Here is a 17712-nt window from a genome sequence, read left to right on the forward strand (position 1 = left end):
TTTTAACCGATCCGGTGAAAAGTCGTGACCAGATTGGTCGATCGTGCGGAGGGTTAACGAACAAAGAAATCTATCAGCACATTCCTTTAAGTCATTAGTGCTGCAAATTAGATACATTCACCTTGGCCGCAACTGTTTTCTGCGATCATCCCGTCGACCTATCGTCACCACAGGTCGAATCGGCTCCACCCAACACCAACGATGTCGCACGGGAGGTCTGTGCATGGCAGCTGTCAGCAGTGCTGGAACGCACACCTATGTGCTGTCGACGGAGGTCGAGGACGCTCTACATCACGGCCGTCCGGTGGTGGCACTGGAGTCGAATGTGATCGCGCACGGATACCGGTGGCCCGAGAATCTCGAGGTCGCACGCGCGGTGGAACGGGTCGTACGCGAGGGAGGTGCGGTGCCGGCGACCGTGATGGTCGAGAGCGGTCAGGTGATGGTCGGCGCCGATGACGCCGCCCTCGAGCGCTTCGCGCGCTCCGAGCACGCCGCGAAGGTGACCAGACGCGACCTCGGAATCGTCTTGGCGGGTGGGGGTCTGGGAGCGACATCGATATCCGCGACCATGGCGATCGCTGACCAGATCGGGATCAGGACGATCGCGTCGGCCGGGCTCGGAGGCGTTCACCGAGGTGCCGAGCATTCGATGGACATCTCCTCGGACCTGACCGAGTTGGCGCGCACCGAGCTCATCGTTGTCTGCGCCGGTGTCAAGATGATCCTCGACGCGGGACGAACACTGGAGTTCCTCGAGACGCAGGGCACCCCCGTGATCGGGTTCCGGCACGAACAGTTTCCCGCCTTCTACTGTCGTGACAGCGGGTTTCCCACCCAGATCCGGCTGGACCATCCCCACCAGATCGCGGAGACCGCGCGTCGGCACTGGGGCTTCCCACATTCCGGATCGATCCTGGTGACCCACCCGATTCCCCGCGAAGACGCCCTGGACAGCGCACGGATCGAGCTGGCGATCGACGAGGCGCTCGCGTCGGCCAAGGATACCGGCGTGGTGGGTGCGGGTATCACCCCCTTCGTTCTGCGTGCGGTCGATGCGGCCACGGGTGGGGAGGCCCGTGCCGCCAACCGGGCGGTCCTGCTCAGTACCGCTGCGGCGGCAACCGAGATCGAGGTCGCACGCGCGACGAGTGAGAGAGGAGTTCTCGATGGCGTCCATTGACGTTGTCTCCCACGGCGTGAGCGCCGTGGCACTGTTCGATCTGGACGGCACGCTGCTGGACACGCCCCGTGCGATCGTCGAACAGATGGGAGCCGCCGTGGAGGATGTGATCGGCCGCCGACCGGATCCGGTGCACACGAGAAGGCTGATCGGATCGCCGCTCGAGCGGATGGCGGCGGCTTTGGGCGGGCATGACGAGACTGCGGACGTCACGGCGCGTATCGCGGCCGGCTATCTCAACCGGTACCGGGAGACGATCGTGCCCGCGGCACCCGAGCTGCTGTTCCCCGGTGTCCGAGATGGTCTGACACGACTGCGCGAGGCCGGAGTCGTCTCAGCGGTGGTGACGAGCAAGAAACATCACAGCGCCGAAATCATCCTCGAATCCGCGGGCATCCGAGAGTATTTCGCCGCCGTCGTGGGCGCCGACGACGTCGAGTACCCGAAACCGCATCGGGCCAGCGGTGATCGTGCGCTCGGTGCTCTCGGACGGACTCGGGTGGGACCCGCCGATTCGGTCATCGGCGACACGGCGTCCGACATCGGTCTCGGTGTGGCCCTCGGCGCACGGACCATCGCTGTCACCTATGGGGTGGCAACCGTGGACGAACTCACCGCGGCACGACCCGATGCGCTCGCCGATCACTTCGATCGCGTCATCGACCTACTGCTCCTCCAGACAGAAAGCGAGCCGGCACCATGACCGCCTGGACGCCCTCGGCCACCGTGCCCTTCGACCTCGATCGGTATCGGGGTACCAACGTGTTCGAATTGCCGAGGACTCCTGGGTTGGTCGCGTTGCACACCGAGGCGCGGAATGCCGAGACCGGGCAGGAACGTTTCGTGCGGGCCAGCGGCCGCATCGTCCGCATACTGCTCGAAGCTGCCCTGTCGCAGGTCGAACACCGAGCACGGGGCGTGACCACCCCCACCGGATACGTGTATGAGGGTGCCGAAGCCGTCGCGCCGTTGTATGCGGTGTCCATCCCGCGAGCCGGTGACGCCCTCGAGAGCGGGCTGCGTGAGATCAGGCCCGACGCCCGCATCGGCAAGATCCTCATCCAGCGCGACGTCGCCACCAAGCAACCCGCGTTGTTCTACAGCAAATTGCCGCCCGGTATCGGGGGGAACGAGGTGCTGTTGCTCGACCCGACCATAGCCACGGGTGGAACACTGCTCACCGCGGTCAACGAGCTGGTGGCGGCGGGGGTCGAAGAACACAGAATCATCGTCGTCAACGTGTTGACCTGTCCCGAAGGTCTGTCCACGGTGCTGTCGCGCCGCCCCGATCTGCGCATCGTGACCTCACACATCGACAACGGTCTGACCGATCAGGCGTTCATGCGACCAGGCATCGGGGATTTCGGTGATCGCTTCTACGGCACCACCAGGGAGTTGTCATGACGGTCGACCGGCCGCGGGTCACGTCCGGCGAGACGTTGTCGGCCCTTTTCGACGCGCAGGTCGCGAGCGCTCCGGATGCGACCGCGTGTGTGAGCGGGCCGGTGTCCGTGAACTACCGCGGGTTGTCGCGGCGAGTGGACACGATCGCGGCGGAGCTACAGGCGATCGGTGTCGGGCGCGGTGACACCGTCGCGGTGTTCTGTTCCCCGTCGATCGATGTCGTTGCCGCGGTGTGGGCGATACTCCGGACCGGAGCGGGGTATCTACCCCTCGCGACCGATTACCCGGCCGAGCGGCTGGCACACATGGTCGGCGACAGCGAGGTACGCACCGTCGTCGTCGACACGGACACCGAGGATCGGGCACGTCGCATGCTGCCGGCCACCGCCACCACGCTGCTCGTCGACGGGACGCAGACGGTGGGGGGCGCCGAGACCGGGAACCGCGTCGCACCCGTCACCGGCGATGACACCGCGTACACGATCTACACCTCGGGCACCACCGGCCTGCCCAAGGGGGTGATGGTGCCCCATGCGGCAATCGTCAACCAGTTGCGGTGGTTGCGTGATCAGCTCGGACTCGCGTCCGGGTCCCGCATCCTGCTCAAGACTCCGATCGGATTCGACGCCGCGCAGTGGGAGTTGCTGGCGAACGCTTGTGGCGCAACGGTGGTCGTCGCTCCGGTCGGCACCAGCACGCGTCCATCCGAGATACTCGACACCGTCGCACGTCATTCCATCACCATCCTGCAGTGCGTACCCACGGTGTGGCGGGAGCTCGTCGCCAGCCCGGACATCGAGCGGGCCCGCGACCTCCAGGTGGCGGTGAGTGGGGGAGAGCCCCTTCCCGAAAGTCTGGGTACCCGAATGCAGACGGTGTTGCGCGGTGCCCGGATGATCAACCTGTACGGGCCGACGGAGACCACGATCAATGCCACGTGGTTCGACTTCACCGACGTCGACCTGACCGGCACCGCGGTTGTCCCGGTCGGCACACCGGTCACCGGGTGCGCGACGGTGGTGGTCGACGCGTCCGACACGGTGGTCGGGCCGGGGAGCACCGGCGAGTTGTTGATCTCGGGAGCGCAGCTCGCCTCCGGTTACCGTGGGCGAGTCGATGTGACAGCCGCGCGTTTTCCGAGTCTCGACGTGGGCGACGGCGAGACGCGTCGTTTCTACCGGACCGGTGATCTCGTCCGTCGACGACGGGACGGTGTCCTCGAGTTCGTCGGACGCAATGACGAACAGGTGAAGATCAACGGTCATCGTGTGGAGACCAATGAGGTCCGGATCCGGATCGAGACACATGATTGGGTCCGTGCGGCGGCAGTGGTGCCGTGGGTGAACGAACAGGGCACCACACAACTGGCCGGATTCGTCGAACTCGACCCCGACGAGGCGCCGCTGATGGACTCGGACGTCGCCGGGCGCCATCATCGGTCGAAGTCGACCCGCACCCAGGTCGCGGCTCAGCTACAGAATCTGGCGGCCAGGCGATTCGACGACGCTGTCCAGGTGGTGTCGCTCCCCGGCGGTGCGGGTGACCCGGAGCAGTTTCGGGAAGTATTCGCACGGAAGACATATCGTCACTTCACCGACGAGACGGTGGATATCCTGACGGTGTGCGACCTGTTGGACAGGGCGAGTGGCCAGCGAGTGCCACCGGTCGACGCGACGCCGATCTCACTGGCGAGTATCGGGCGGTTGCTGCGCTGGTTCGGTCCTTTCGAGAGCGCTGAGCGACTGCTGCCCAAGTACGCGTACGCGTCACCGGGAGCCCTCAACGCGACGCGGATCTACATCGAGACCTCGGGAGCACCCGGTCTCGATGCGGGCGTCCACTACTTCGATCCGGTGAACCACACGCTGACCCGGGTGGGCGCCGCGCGGCGCCAGGGATTGCATCTCCACCTGGTGGGCGTACCCGCGGTGATCGAGTCGGTGTACGCGACGAATGTCCGCGAGGTGCTGCATGTCGAGGCCGGTCACATGCTCGGCGTCCTCGACCGGGTCACGGCCCGATGGGGGTGGCGCCCGGTCACCGTCGACCCCGCGACCGATCTGCAGGACGTCGCCGACGGCGGTGTGGCGACCGCGTCGGTGCGGGTGGAGTCGGATGCCACGGGCGCCGAGGTCGGGGGTCGTCGACCGTCGGTGTATCTCCAGACGCACGACAGCGTGTCGGGCGCGGGCCTGTATCGCCACACCGGTCGGGGACTGGAGTTCGTCACCGCATCGCGAATCGAACGACGGCACGTCGTCGCCATCAATCAGCGGACATTTGCCCAGTCCTCGTTCGGGTTGATGCTCGCCCTCGGGGCGGACAGCGGATGGTCGGGGTTCGTCGAGCTCGGTCGGTTCCTGGCGCATGTGCAGCAGGAGGGCGTCGCGCTGAACATCGGACTGATGTCCGCGGGTTATTCGTCGCTCAGCGGGCGAGACCTGCCGTCGGCCAGCCGCTTTCGTGAGATGGGTGGTGTCGAGTCCGACGGTCTCAGCTACTTCGCGGTCGGCGGTCATGTGAGTGACACGCAGATCGTGTCGACCGGGATGGACGAGGACATCGTTCACATGGACGGTCCCGAGGAGTTGCTGAAGGAGTCGCTACGAGAGGTGTTGCCCTCGGCGATGGTGCCGACCACGATTCATGTCATGGACCGCATCCCGCAATCACACCACGGCAAACAGGATCGGCCCGGTCTGGTGCGGCTTGCCGGTGACCTAAACCGACGCACGAGACGCGTTGCCGACCCACCGGTCGGCCCGCACGAGAGCAGGCTCGCCGACGTCTGGGCGCGGGTGCTGGACTACCGGCCGGTGTATCGGTCCGACGACTTCTTCGCACAGGGTGGTAATTCGATGTCGGCCCTTCGCCTGATCCGCGCCGTGCACGATGAGCTCGGGGTCACCATGCCCGTTCAGACCATCTTCACGGCCCCGACGGTCGCTCAGCTCTCCACGCAGATCAGTACGCGAGTCGCCCGCTCCGAGGAGGTCCCGGTCGCGCCGGTCGGTCGCGTGCATCGGCTCGCCGGAACCGGAACACGCGGCACCACCCTGCTGTGGCCGGGGCTCGGCGGCTACCCGATGAGTCTGCGCACCCTGGCAGGTGAACTCGCGCAGAACGGCCACACCGTCTACGGGGTCCAGGCGCGGGGACTCAATGCCGGAGAGCTGCCGCCCGGGTCGCTGGTCGACCTCATCGACGACGACGTACAGGCGGTGCGGGACTTGGACTTGCCGGAACCGTTACGGGTCGTCGGCTATTCCTTCGGCGCGCGGGTCGCCGTCGAGGTCGCCAGTCGTCTCGTGGACGCCGGTCACGCCGTCGAGCGGGTCGTCCTCATCGCCCCGGGCTCGCCGGTGATCGGCGGTCTCACGGACCGAACCGACGAGGCCCGGTACGACAACCGCTACTTCACACGCATTCTCGCGTCGGTGTTCACCGGTCGCACCGACCCACCCTTCGCCGCCGACCTCGACTCGGTCGGTCATCGGGAAGACTTCGTCGACCTGGTGGTGCGACATCAGACCGCGTTCGGTCGCGAGATGGTCGAACGCATAGTCACCGTCGTGGAGAACACTTTTCGGATGCGCGAGGAGCCGGTGGGTGTCGAGCCGGAATTCCTTGACAGGAGCCTGTATCTCCGCGCTCGCGGCGACGGGCCCTCGTTCGCGGATCTGCCGGTAGCGCCGTTGCATTCACGTCCTGGTCGGGTGAGCAATCTGCCCTATCGTCACTACGACATCATCGTCGACGGTGCGCTCGACATCGCCTCGGCGGTGCTGGAGCAGACCGTGGAAGGGGAACTGGTCTGATGCCACATGTGGAGATCTGGCACTTCCCGGCCACCGTGTCGGACGAGCGTCGTGAGCAGTTGGAGCGCGACGTGGTCACCGCCGTCGCGAGGGCATACGGCGTGGACGCCGGGGTCGTCTCGATCGGAACGCATGCGGTCGACCCCGGCCACTGGGACCAGGTGGTCTACCAGCCGCTGATCGGGGGGCGTGACGACGACGAGGACTCGCGTCTGCTGCGGAGGCCGAACTACTAGATGAGCCGAGACGACCGACAGAAGACGGTGACCGCGTCGGCCACGGTGACACCGCGGACCCCGGTGGTGCCGCTGGCCATCGCGATCGCCGCGGTCGCGGTGAACCTGCGCCCGGTGATCACCACCGTCGGTCCCCAGCTGGAGGTGATCACCGACCATCTCGGCGCCGGTGACACCGCGTCCGGACTGATCACCGCGGTGCCGGTGTTCGCCTTCGCCGTCGTCAGCGGCGGAGCGCCGCTGATACTCGCCCGACTGTCGATCAGGAGTGGTCTCTACCTCGCCCTCGCGGTCACCGGGTTGGGCATCGCCGTGCGCCCGTGGACCGGCACGGTCGGTTTCGTTCTCGCGACCTTCGCGAGTGCCCTCGGGGTCGGGGTCATCTCCGTCCTCCTCCCGGCACTGATCCGCTCCACCACGGCGGGTTCTTCTCGCCTGGTGACGGTGTTCACCAGTGCGCTCCAGGCCGGAGCCGCGCTCGGATTCGCCGCGGCGGTGCCGTTGGCCGAGGTGGTGGGTAGCTGGCAGGTCGGGTTGGCATGGTGGGCTGTACTGACACCGGTGGGGGTGATCGCGCTGGCGCTGACCCCGGAGATTCCCGCGCAGCGTCCGGACCGTCGGGCCGTCACGACCGTCAACCCGGTGCGGGTCGTCACCGGTGCACGAGCGTGGGGCCTCACCGTGTTCTTCGGGTTACAGGCCCTGCTCGCCTTCTCGTCATGGGCTGGTTGCCGTCGATCCTGCGGGCTGCGGGAGTCGGTGCTTCCTCCACCGGCGTCCATCTCGCGGTGCTCACCGCGGTGGCGGTTCCCGTCAGCCTGGTGATACCACCGTTCGTCGCCCGCTCGGCGCGCCCGGCGCGGTGGTTGGTGGCGTTCAGCCTTTTCGATGTGGCGGGCATCGTCGGTCTGCTCGTCGCCCCCGACGCGGCGCCGCTGCTGTGGTCGATCACCCTGGGTCTCGGAATGTCGGTGTTCTCCCTGGTGATGACGGTCGTCACGGTGCGTGCCCCGTCGCCGGGCACCGCGATCGCCTTCTCCGGGTCGGTGCAGGGGATCGGTTACCTGATCGCTGCCGTCGGTCCGTACCTCATCGGCGTACTCAGACATCAGGTGAGCGGTTGGTCGGTCCCACTGCTCGCCCTGTTGGGAATCGCACTCGTGCAGACCGTGATCGGCACCCGGATCACCTCAGAACCAGACCCCGGCGACCACCCCCGCGTTCGCGCAACCATATCCGCAGACGATCGGAGGTCATGACTCCATGTCACCGCACCGGGCGCTCGGCGACGTCTCGGATCTACTCGAGGACCGCTCCCGCCACATCGAGTTCAACGGGCACCTGACCAATCACGTCAAGCACGCGGTGATCGCGCTGGCCGCCATCGGAGCACCGGAGGCTCGTGTGCGCGAATACCATCGCGAATACTCGACCCTGACACCGTATGGCTTTCCCCTCGAGCCCGCGCGGCCGTCGGATCGGGTGATCACCGGCGACAACTGGCGTGATCATCTCGGTCGACGCCGTCACTTCAGCGCCTATCAGGACTTCTTCGAGGTCGAGGTGGCCGAGAAGGGCATCGACACAGCGGTGGGTGAATACGCCCCGGAACTCCTGCGTGGCTGGATCGGAGCGTTCACCCACGCGGCCATACACCTGGGTTGGGCGGTGTGGGCGCGCCATCCCGGAATGGCCGCGGAGGCCCTCGCGTATCTCGCGTTCTCCTACGTCCGGGTGATCGACGAGACCGACCAGACCCCCGCCACAGCGGATGCGGCCGACCCCGTGGCGTCGGTGACGTTGTTGGCGCGCCTCTGGGATGACGACGCACGGTTCCGGGCGCGTGTCGACGACGTCATCGCCGACGTGAACGCTTTCGGAGAGCTCCATCCGGAACTGAGTCGTTCGGGACTGCAGGCCCGCGTGGCCGGTGTTGCCGGCGCGGGACTGACGGAGCTCACCGATCGACCGAGGTGGCTGACCGATGCCGACCTTCCGACGATCCGTGGACGGGTACGCCGTGCGGCGACCCTGCTGTACCTGGCGTCACCCGGCGATTTCGTGGTGTTGCATCTGATCACCGCGCTGTTCGCGCTCGAAAGGGTCGCAGACGTGGTGGATTCGGCCACCGCGGTCGACGTGTACAACCTGTACTGGGCCGGAGCGCGGATCATCCTCGCCGCCGAGGCGAAGGTGCCGACGGCCTCCAAACTGCAGGAACTCGACGCCGTGTTCACCGACGTCGCCGAGGACGCGACCAACGGCGCGGAGGACTTCGAGTTGACCGCGCGGCGTGCCTGGCTCGAGGACGAGGAACACAATCCGAAACTCGTCTTCGTTCTGCGGTCGTGGTGGGACGACCGGCCGTTGTCGCTGTACCGGCATGCCGCGGCGCAATTCACCCAGACGCCGGATCTCCCGGCGACTTTCGAGGAACCACCGAATGACTGAGAAGAGGAAACCTGTGTCGTCGTCCGACGATGTGACCCCCACCGACCACCCGCAGACCGCGATACTACGGGAGCACCTGCGACGACGGTACGGCGACACCGCGCCGGATCACGGGGTCGCCACCAACCCCACGCTGGAGCTGTTGCTGCGGCATCGGACCGCGCGCCACTACCTTCCCGCGACGGTCACCGAGGCCGAGCTGGCCCTGATTCTCGCTGCAGGACAGTCGGCGTCGACGTCGGCCAACTTCCAGTTCACCAGTGTGGTGGTCGTCGACGACGCCGACCTGCGTGCGCGGTTGTCGGAACTGGCGGGAGGTCAGCAGCTGATCCTCGATGCGTCGGTCTTCCTGGTATGGGTCGCCGACTGGTCGAGGAACATCGACATCGCCGTCCGACACGGGCACAGTATCGAGGCGACTGAGTACCTCGACAGCACCGTGTCATCGATCGTCGATGTGACACTGTCCGCGCAGAACGCGGCGATCGCCGCGGAATCGTTGGGGTACGGCATCACCTTCGTCGGCGCGCTGCGCAACAACGTCGACGAGGTCATCGCGGCCCTGAAGCTGCCCGAGTGGACGTTTCCGGTCTACGGCATGGCGATCGGTCTGCCCGACCCGGCCGATCCCGCTGACATCAAACCGCGCTACAGCCAGGACGTGGTGGTGCACCGCAACACCTACACCGCACCGTCGGACGACGCCGTTGCCGAGTACCTGACGCGCATCAACACCTACTACCGCGAACAGGAGCTACCGGAGGACTGGGTGACCAACCGGTTGGCCGGCCGCATCTCGACCAAGGCCAGTCTGCATGGACGGCAGGGTATTCGTAACACTTTCAACCGCCAGGGCTTTCAGATGAAATGATCGGATCGCGACCGAGGGCACGACAGACGGGATGGTGAATGGCGACGGACTGGAAGAACGATGGGGTGCAGGTCATACCGGCGAACAGCCTGGACCCCAACACCGCTGCGACCCAGGGCATGGACAGGGCGACGGCGGTCGACCTGGCACGGGCGGGTGCTTCGAAGCTGTGGGCGGGCACCGTCACCATCCGCGCCGACGCCAAGACCGGCGCACACCATCACGGCGCGCTGGAGAGTGTCATCTACGTCATCCGCGGTCGTGCGCGGATGCGATGGGGTGACGCATTGCAGTTCGTCGCCGAAGGTGGCCCCGGTGATTTCATCTTCGTACCGCCCTACGTTCCGCATCAGGAGATCAATGCGAGCGAGGTGGATGATCTGGAGTGCGTTCTCGTGCGATCAGGTCAGGAGCCGGTGGTGGTGAATCTCGACATCGACGGCGTCGAGACGCCCACACACGTGCGATGGGTGGATCCGATCCACCGCGACGGCGCCGTCGACTGAGAACGAGGCACGGGACATCTGTCGCCGATGGCAGGCGGTGGCCCGTTCGATGTCTGCACCGTCGACGGTGCTGTTCGCGGCCCGGTCGGCTGTCCGTCGGTGTGCGCTACATCGGCCTCGTCGTGAGTGAACCAGAGGCAGTCGTGGGTGCTGCCGGTGCGATCAGCCGATGGTCGGAGGTCGTCGAAGGCTTCCGTGCGCCACCCGTGTCCCCAGAGTCAGGCCGGCCGAGGCGAACACCGCCGACATCGCGGCCACCGTGCCCATCACATCGTCACGGTCACTGAGATACGACCGTTGCAACGCCGGTGGCATGGCGAAGAAGGCGTCGAAGAAGCGCACGGTCTCGTCGGCATCGAGTCGCAGCAATGCGCCGAGCCCGCGCTGTCGAAGCCGGTGTACCGCTACGGCCTGCCAGGGCCATAGTGCGCGCGTCGGGTCCGTACCCGAGGTGATCGCCGCCGCCACCGTGTCCGCACACCGCAGCGAGGTCGCGACGCTGTACCCGGTGGTGGGGTGCTTCAGACCGCCGTCGGCGCCGAAGCGGGGTGGGTCCGCACGCCACGGTCGCCGCGATGCCCCCAGTAACGGGAACGCGACATGTTCGACGTGATGCACCGGGGTGTGCCGGAGACCGATGCCGTAGGCCGACAACCGTCGCTCGAGCCTGGCGTGCAGCTCGTCCTGACCGAGCGCCGGGTGACCCGCCAGGCAGGTCTCCTCCAGGAGCACCCGGCCCGCTCCGACCGGAATCGCGTAGAGGAATGACGGTAAGGCACTTGAATCATCCTGGCTGATGGACCAATCCATCAACAGAGCCTCGTGGCCGTCGAGCACAGGCGCTGCCGCGTCGGTGTCCACGACGACCCCATAGGCGGTCTGCCGCGGCGCGTGGCGTACGGACCCGCCACGACAGTCGATGACGACATCGGCGTGCACGTCGGTGCCGTCGTCGAGACGTACCGAGCGCGGTCCGATCGCGGCAGCTGAATGCGGATGGACGCGCGCGGCGGTGACCGTGAGCGCACGCTGCAGACCACCGGTGTCGAAAATGCTGTACCCGCGGGCGATCGAGTGCGGCCGGGGCGTGCGCACCTGGACCCGGTCCACCGACGCCGCGATCGACTGCTCGCCGAGCCAACCGGGGAGCTCGTCGGTCCAGCACGCGTATGTCGCGATCCACGGCCGATCCGGGTGAGGGTCGACCAGGTCGACCTCGACACCCGCTTCGAGCAAGCGGTGTGCGAGCCCGCGACCGGCGGGTCCGGCACCGACCACCACCGCGCGGCTCACCCGCGGGGCGCGACCGACGGCCGGGGTCGCATCAGATGCCGCCGGTGGCCAGCAGTCCGCCGTCGACGCGCAGGGTCTCACCGGTGATCCACGATGCCGTGTCACTGACCAGGAACGCGACCGCGGATGCGATGTCCTCGGGTGTACCGAGCCGGCGCAGCGGATAGGTCTGGGCCACCGTGTCCTCGCCTGCGGCGACGAGCGCCTCGGCGAACTTGGTCTTGACCACGCCCGGCGCCACGGCGTTGACGCGGATCGTGGGACCCAACTGCCAGGCCAATTCCTCGGTCAATCGGATGAGCGCGGCTTTGGACGCACCGTATGCGGCGATCACGCCGGTGGAACGGAGCCCGGCCACCGAAGCGATGTTCACCACGGCGCCACCACGTTCGGCCATTCCGGCGTGGTAGCACTCCTGCAGGTAACCCAGCGCCCCGACCACGTTGGTGTCGAAGATCTTGCTGACGCCCGTGAGGTCGGCCTTCATCAACTCGCCATACACCGGGTTGATGCCGGTGTTGTTGATGAGGATGTCGACCACGCCGTGCGCGGAGACGGCCTGGCGCACCGCGTCGGCGCGACTGTCCGGGTCGCCGGTATTCGAGGGCACCGCGAGCACGCTGGCATCGGGTACGTCCGCGGTGATGGTCGCGGCGGCCTCCTGCAGCGGTTCCGGCTTACGGCCGGTGATGGCCACAGCGGCACCGCGCGTAGCGAGTTCGGTGGCGATGGCCAGGCCGATGCCTCGGCTGGCCCCGGTCACCAGCGCGGAGCGGCCTTTCAGGTCCTGAGTTGTCGTATCGGTCACATGACCAACGTATCCTCCCCGTCTGCGACGCTGGTGGCGAATACGAGTCGGCGCGCCGCGTAGACTGGCCCGTCGTGATCACAGCGACCGACCTCGAAGTGCGAGCAGGAGTTCGTACCCTGCTGTCCGCACCGGGCCCCGCGCTGCGCATCCAACCGGGAGACAGGATCGGGCTCGTCGGACGCAATGGCGCGGGTAAGACCACCACCCTGCGCATCCTCGCCGGCGAGGGCGAGCCGTATGCCGGTGGGGTCGTCCGCTCGGGGGACATCGGCTACCTGCCGCAGGACCCCAAGGAGGGTGATCTCTCGGTACTGGCCAAGGACCGGGTGCTGTCGGCACGCGGGTTGGACACCCTGCTGCGCGACCTGGAGAAACAACAGGCGTTGATGGCGGAGGTCGCCGACGACGCCGCCCGCGACAAGGCCATTCGTACGTACGGCCAGCTCGAGGAACGGTTCTCGGCCCTGGGCGGCTATGTCGCCGAGTCCGACGCTGCGCGCATCTGCCACAGCCTCGGATTGCCGGACCGCGTGCTCGACCAGCAGCTGAAGACGCTGTCCGGTGGTCAGCGTCGGCGCATCGAACTGGCGCGGATCCTGTTCGCCGCCTCCGACGGCAGCGGCGGCAAGTCCGACACCACACTGCTGCTGGACGAACCCACCAACCACCTCGACGCGGACTCGATCTCCTGGCTGCGTGACTTCTTGCAGGCTCACGACGGTGGTCTGGTGGTGATCAGCCACGACGTCGACCTGCTGGCCGACGTGGTGAACCGCGTCTGGTTTCTCGACGCGGTGCGTGGTGAGGCCGACGTCTACAACATGGGCTGGCAGAAGTATCTCGACGCGCGCGCGACCGACGAACAGCGACGCAAGCGTGAACGGGCCAACGCGGAGAAGAAGGCAGGCGCTCTTCGTGCCCAGGCGGCGAAACTGGGGGCCAAGGCGACGAAGGCGACCGCGGCGCAGAACATGCTCAAGCGCGCCGACCGGATGATCTCCGAGTTGGACGAGGAACGGGTGGCCGACCGTACGGCCCGGATCCGCTTCCCCGACCCCGCGCCGTGCGGCAAGACACCGCTGATGGCCGAGGGACTGACCAAGGTCTACGGATCTCTGGAGATCTTCACCGGTGTCGACCTGGCCATCGACAAGGGCAGCCGGGTGGTGGTGCTGGGCCTCAACGGCGCGGGCAAGACCACACTGTTGCGATTGCTGGCCGGGACCGAGAGGCCGGACACCGGCGTCATCGAACCGGGATACGGGCTGAAGATCGGTTACTTCGCGCAGGAGCACGACACCCTGGACGACATGGCGTCGGTGTGGGAGAACATCCGGCACCTCGCACCCGATGCGGGGGAGCAGGACCTGCGTGGGCTGCTGGGTGCGTTCATGTTCAGCGGTCCACAACTCGACCAACCGGCGGGAACGCTGTCCGGTGGTGAGAAGACCCGTCTGGCGCTGGCCGGGCTGGTGTCGTCCGCAGCCAACCTGCTGTTGCTGGACGAACCCACCAACAACCTCGATCCGATCTCGCGCGAACAGGTGCTCGACGCGCTGCGTAGCTACACCGGCGCGGTGGTGCTTGTCACGCACGATCCGGGAGCCGCGGCAGCGTTGGAACCGGAGCGGGTGATCTTGCTTCCCGACGGGACCGAGGATCACTGGTCGACGGAGTACCAAGAGCTCATCGAACTGGCCTGACGGTCGGGTTCCGTCGCTCAGAATGTAGACATGTCGAATGCCGAGTCGCAGTCGAGACCGGTGCCGGTCTGGGCGACGGAATCGGTGCAGCTGACGGCCTGGAATCCGCGGTGGGAGCAGCGAGCTGCGGACTTCACAGCCGAAGTGCAGAGGCTGCTGCGCGGCTGGCTGGTCGGCGAGATCGATCATGTGGGGTCGACCGCGGTACCCGGCCTCATCGCGAAGCCGGTCATCGATCTGCAGGCCCCCTCCACGCATCCCGAGGCGGCTCTCGACCAGTCCCGCACCGCACTCGAAGCTGCCGACTGGTTTGTGGTGCCGCGCGAACTGGATCGACGGCCGTGGCGCTGGTTCGTGGTCCGCACCGATCGCGAGCGGAGGCGTCGGTTGGCTCACGTGCATCTCATGCTCCCCGGTGAACCGCGTATGCAGCAGCAGATGCGGTTTCGTGATCGACTGCGGGTCGATCACGATCTGGCGGGCCGGTACGCGACAGTGGAACAGGAGCTCGCGCGGCGACATCCCACAGACCGCGAGGCCTACACGAGGGCAAAGACGGCGTTCGTCGACACCGTCGTTGGTCAACCATCTGATGACTCCGTGTGAGTAGGTCCTCGCGCTGACCCCAGTCGCCGGGCAAGGTGCAGCCTGATGTCGGCGTGCAGGTCGACGCGCTCGGGAAGTACATCCGCGACCGCGTCAAGTGCTCGTCGGCGGTCGGCCCGGGATAGCTGGAGGTACGCCGACAGGGTCGAGAGGAATCCGATGTAGTCGGCAGACGACACGGTCGGCCTGCGTGTGATGGTCAGCTGTCGGACGTCGGTGAACAGCGGTGACTCCGACAATTCCGCTGCCGGCCAGTGATGGTCGAAGCTGCCGTCCGGTGCTGCCAGATGTTCCTCGTCGAGCCAGGGAGAACGCGCAGCACGAGACATGGCGGCCAACTCCGGATCGGCGAGGTCGACCGGCCCGCCCATGATTGCGACCGTCCCATCCGGCCTCAGCAGCCGAGCCACCTTCTGCCACCGCTGCGCCGGGTCGGTCCAGTGTAGGGCTGCGGCGGCGTACACCAGGTCGGATACACGCGTCGTATCGAGATCCTCGAGACTTGCCCGGATGACCACAACCGACGCGGGCACGTGCTGTCGGAGCTGATCGAGCATCGCGTCATCGGGATCGGTTGCGGTGACCCTGATACCGCTCTGCGTGAACAGAGTGGTCGCTTTTCCGGTCCCCGCCCCGATTTCCACCGCCTCGCGAAGCGGACCAGAGGTGTATCGTCCAATCGCGTCGACGACCGACGGCGGGTACTCGAGTCGGTAGCGAGCGTAGTCGGCGGCGACCGATCCGAAGAGGCGGGCGCGTGTTGGCATGGGTCCATCTTGCCCAGTTGTGCGCGTTCTGTGCGGTCTGGTGGTCTCCTTGTGGACAGGTTGTGGAGCTGTGGACAACCGTGGGCTCGCGAACCGGTGTGGTCGGAGATGGGCGCTAGCGTCGGACCCATGTACAGCGGGATGCTCAACGAGCTCGGTGATCTGCTCGTCGACGAGATCGATATCGACAGCGACGTTGTCGATGATGTGGATGCCGACATCGTGGAGGCGATCCGAGGAGCCGTGCGACTGCGTGCGGCCGCTGACCATGTGCTGGCCCGGCTGGCGGCGCAGGCCGAACGCGTTGGCGTGGCGAAGCGATCGGGAATGCGTACACGAGAACTCCTGCGATGCAACGGTATGACACCCACCGCGGCCATCCGATGCCTGCGAGTGGGGCGAGCGTTGCCGGAACTACCCACCCTGCGCCGCCACAGTGCACACGGCTTTCTTTCCGGGGAACACGTTCATGCCGTGGTCGAGGGCGTCACCCACGTCAGCATCCGCACGCACTCACCCATCGGATCGTCGGCGATGGCCGAGGTGGAGAGCACGCTTGTCAGGCACGCGATTGCCGGCGCCGGTCCAGCCGAGCTGATGCGGCTGGCTCGTGCGGCCGCGATAGCAGCGACACCGCCCAGGGACTCGGTGCCTGCGGCGGAGGACGCCACGCTCAACGAGATGGCCTGGCATCAGAGCGAAGACGGTCGGCTCCAGGGAACATTCGACCTCGACGTCCTGACCGGCGAACGACTCATCTCTGCGATTGATGCTGCGTCCCGACCGCGTCCGATGCCGGATGGTTCCCAGGATGATCGGTCGGCTCAGCGACGTCGTGCTGATGCCTTCGGGCAACTGATCGAGTGCGCGGTGCGTGCTTCGTCCGCCGATGCGACCGTCGGCGTACCCAAGACCGAGGTCGTGATGACCGTACCCATCGGTGACCCGATGCCGATCCGCTTGAATTGGTTGGGCCCGTTGACCGAACGCGGAGCACTCCTCGTCGGATGCGACACCTCGCTCACCCGTGTCGATGTGGACTCCAACGGAGCGCCCATCGCTGTGTCGGAGACCAGACGCCTCTTCACCGGTGCTGTCCGGAAGGCGATCGTCGTCAGGGACCGGTGCTGCGTGAAGTGCGGAGCGCCTGCTTCGTGGACGGATTGTCATCACATCATCCACCACACGGACGGCGGGCCCACCACCATCGACAACGGGTGCCTGCTCTGCCGGTCGTGTCACACCGCGGTGCACCATCAGGGTTGGGAGGTGTTCATGGGTCCCGACCGTCACCCCCGGCTCATCCCACCGGCGTCGGTCGATCCGACCAGAACCCCGCAACCGGCTTATCACCGACGAACCATGCGGCTTGATCCCGATGTGCGACGACATGCGGCGTGACCTGTTGTCACCCAGACAACGCGACGATCCGTTCAGGTCGCGACGGACGGTGTGGCGGTCACGTCAGCCGTTCACGGACGGCGAACCGATGCCTCCACCAGGTCGAGGACACCGTGCAGATCGTCGGTCGACTGACCGGTCGCCAGCCGGGTGATCAGGCCGTCGAGCACCAGGTCGAGGTAGCGCACGATGGTCTCGGTCGGCAGGTCATCGCGGAGACGGCCGGCCCCGCGCTGACGCTCCAACCGGGCGAGCGTCGCGCTCTCCAACTCCGCCGAGCGCGCCTGCCATTCGGCACGGAAGCTGCTGTCGGTGCGGAGCTTTCGGGCGATCTCCAGCCGCGTGCCCAGCCAGTCGAAATTCTCGGGATGGTCGAGCATGTCGCGCATCACCTGGACGAGGCCCTCCTGGGCGGCGACGTCGGCCATCCGGCCGGCGTCCTCGTGCGCGAGCGCGAGGAACAACGCCTCCTTGTCACGGTAGTGATGGAAGATCGCGCCGCGCGACAGGCCGGTCGCAACCTCGAGGCGCCGAACCGTGGCACCGTCGTAGCCGTACTCGGCGAAGCACCGTCGAGCGCCGTCGAGAATCTCGCGGCGACGCGCGGCGAGGTGGTCCTCGCTCACCTTGGGCACTGCACCATCCTGTCCTCGAAGCGACCT

General features: G+C 66.7%; 17 protein-coding genes. 13 read left to right on the forward strand and 4 right to left on the reverse strand.

The window, feature by feature from the left end; all coding sequences use genetic code 11:
* The first annotated feature begins 223 nt into the window (after positions 1-223).
* Genes BW971_RS06875 through BW971_RS06920 form a run of 10 tightly spaced genes read left to right on the forward strand, consistent with a single transcriptional unit; the run spans position 224 to position 10469 of the window.
* Positions 224-1183: a pseudouridine-5'-phosphate glycosidase gene (locus BW971_RS06875; RefSeq protein ID WP_076477843.1), complete on the forward strand. Its 960-nt coding sequence runs from the start codon at positions 224-226 to the stop codon at positions 1181-1183.
* Positions 1170-1886: an HAD family hydrolase gene (locus BW971_RS06880; protein ID WP_076477845.1), complete on the forward strand. Its 717-nt coding sequence runs from the start codon at positions 1170-1172 to the stop codon at positions 1884-1886. The genes BW971_RS06875 and BW971_RS06880 overlap by 14 nt, the downstream gene beginning before the upstream one ends.
* The gene (upp, locus tag BW971_RS06885; protein WP_083709397.1) at positions 1883-2587 is read left to right on the forward strand and encodes a uracil phosphoribosyltransferase; all 705 of its coding nucleotides are present in this window, start codon (positions 1883-1885) and stop codon (positions 2585-2587) included. Before BW971_RS06880 ends, upp begins: the two co-directional genes overlap by 4 nt.
* Positions 2584-6405: a non-ribosomal peptide synthetase family protein gene (locus BW971_RS06890; RefSeq protein ID WP_076477847.1), complete on the forward strand. Its 3822-nt coding sequence runs from the start codon at positions 2584-2586 to the stop codon at positions 6403-6405. Before upp ends, BW971_RS06890 begins: the two co-directional genes overlap by 4 nt.
* Complete coding sequence (locus BW971_RS06895; protein ID WP_076477849.1) at positions 6405-6641, forward strand: tautomerase family protein; 237 nt, start codon at positions 6405-6407, stop codon at positions 6639-6641. The genes BW971_RS06890 and BW971_RS06895 overlap by 1 nt, the downstream gene beginning before the upstream one ends.
* Complete coding sequence (locus BW971_RS06900; RefSeq protein ID WP_076477851.1) at positions 6642-7466, forward strand: MFS transporter; 825 nt, start codon at positions 6642-6644, stop codon at positions 7464-7466.
* A complete protein-coding gene (locus tag BW971_RS06905; RefSeq protein ID WP_143690227.1) occupies positions 7442-7900 on the forward strand; it encodes an MFS transporter in 459 nt (152 codons plus the stop codon). Before BW971_RS06900 ends, BW971_RS06905 begins: the two co-directional genes overlap by 25 nt.
* Before the next feature lie 4 nt (positions 7901-7904).
* Positions 7905-9092: a questin oxidase family protein gene (locus BW971_RS06910; protein WP_076477854.1), complete on the forward strand. Its 1188-nt coding sequence runs from the start codon at positions 7905-7907 to the stop codon at positions 9090-9092.
* Positions 9085-9963 carry an NADPH-dependent oxidoreductase gene (locus BW971_RS06915; RefSeq protein ID WP_159441833.1) on the forward strand — a complete coding sequence of 293 codons (879 nt, stop codon included), beginning with the start codon at positions 9085-9087 and terminating at the stop codon, positions 9961-9963. Before BW971_RS06910 ends, BW971_RS06915 begins: the two co-directional genes overlap by 8 nt.
* 38 nt (positions 9964-10001) lie before the next feature.
* Entirely contained in the window at positions 10002-10469 is a 468-nt protein-coding gene (locus BW971_RS06920; protein ID WP_076477856.1) for a cupin domain-containing protein, read from the forward strand.
* A gap of 162 nt (positions 10470-10631) precedes the next feature.
* Here the strand turns inward: BW971_RS06920 and BW971_RS06925 are convergent, their stop codons facing one another.
* Both BW971_RS06925 and BW971_RS06930 read right to left on the reverse strand, forming a co-directional pair.
* A complete protein-coding gene (locus BW971_RS06925) occupies positions 10632-11762 on the reverse strand; it encodes a lycopene cyclase family protein (protein WP_076477857.1) in 1131 nt (376 codons plus the stop codon).
* A 31-nt stretch (positions 11763-11793) separates the two neighbouring features.
* Complete coding sequence (locus BW971_RS06930) at positions 11794-12570, reverse strand: SDR family oxidoreductase (RefSeq protein ID WP_076477859.1); 777 nt, start codon at positions 12568-12570, stop codon at positions 11794-11796.
* 74 nt (positions 12571-12644) lie between these two features.
* On the opposite strand from BW971_RS06930, the gene BW971_RS06935 reads away from it, so the two are divergent.
* Both BW971_RS06935 and BW971_RS06940 read left to right on the forward strand, forming a co-directional pair.
* Entirely contained in the window at positions 12645-14276 is a 1632-nt protein-coding gene (locus tag BW971_RS06935; RefSeq protein ID WP_076477861.1) for an ABC-F family ATP-binding cassette domain-containing protein, read from the forward strand.
* A gap of 30 nt (positions 14277-14306) precedes the next feature.
* Entirely contained in the window at positions 14307-14882 is a 576-nt protein-coding gene (locus BW971_RS06940) for a GrpB family protein (RefSeq protein ID WP_076477862.1), read from the forward strand.
* On the opposite strand, the gene BW971_RS06945 is transcribed toward BW971_RS06940, so the two are convergent.
* On the reverse strand, positions 14858-15649 hold the full coding sequence (locus BW971_RS06945) for a class I SAM-dependent methyltransferase (protein ID WP_076477864.1): 792 nt from the start codon (positions 15647-15649) through the stop codon (positions 14858-14860). The genes BW971_RS06940 and BW971_RS06945 overlap by 25 nt on opposite strands.
* A gap of 129 nt (positions 15650-15778) precedes the next feature.
* On the opposite strand from BW971_RS06945, the gene BW971_RS06950 reads away from it, so the two are divergent.
* Positions 15779-17050: an HNH endonuclease gene (locus BW971_RS06950; protein ID WP_076477866.1), complete on the forward strand. Its 1272-nt coding sequence runs from the start codon at positions 15779-15781 to the stop codon at positions 17048-17050.
* A gap of 71 nt (positions 17051-17121) precedes the next feature.
* On the opposite strand, the gene BW971_RS06955 is transcribed toward BW971_RS06950, so the two are convergent.
* On the reverse strand, positions 17122-17685 hold the full coding sequence (locus BW971_RS06955) for a TetR/AcrR family transcriptional regulator (protein WP_076477868.1): 564 nt from the start codon (positions 17683-17685) through the stop codon (positions 17122-17124).
* Positions 17686-17712: the final 27 nt, after the last annotated feature.

Source organism: Williamsia sterculiae, assembly GCF_900156495.1.
Taxonomy (GTDB): Bacteria; Actinomycetota; Actinomycetes; order Mycobacteriales; family Mycobacteriaceae; genus Williamsia_B; species Williamsia_B sterculiae.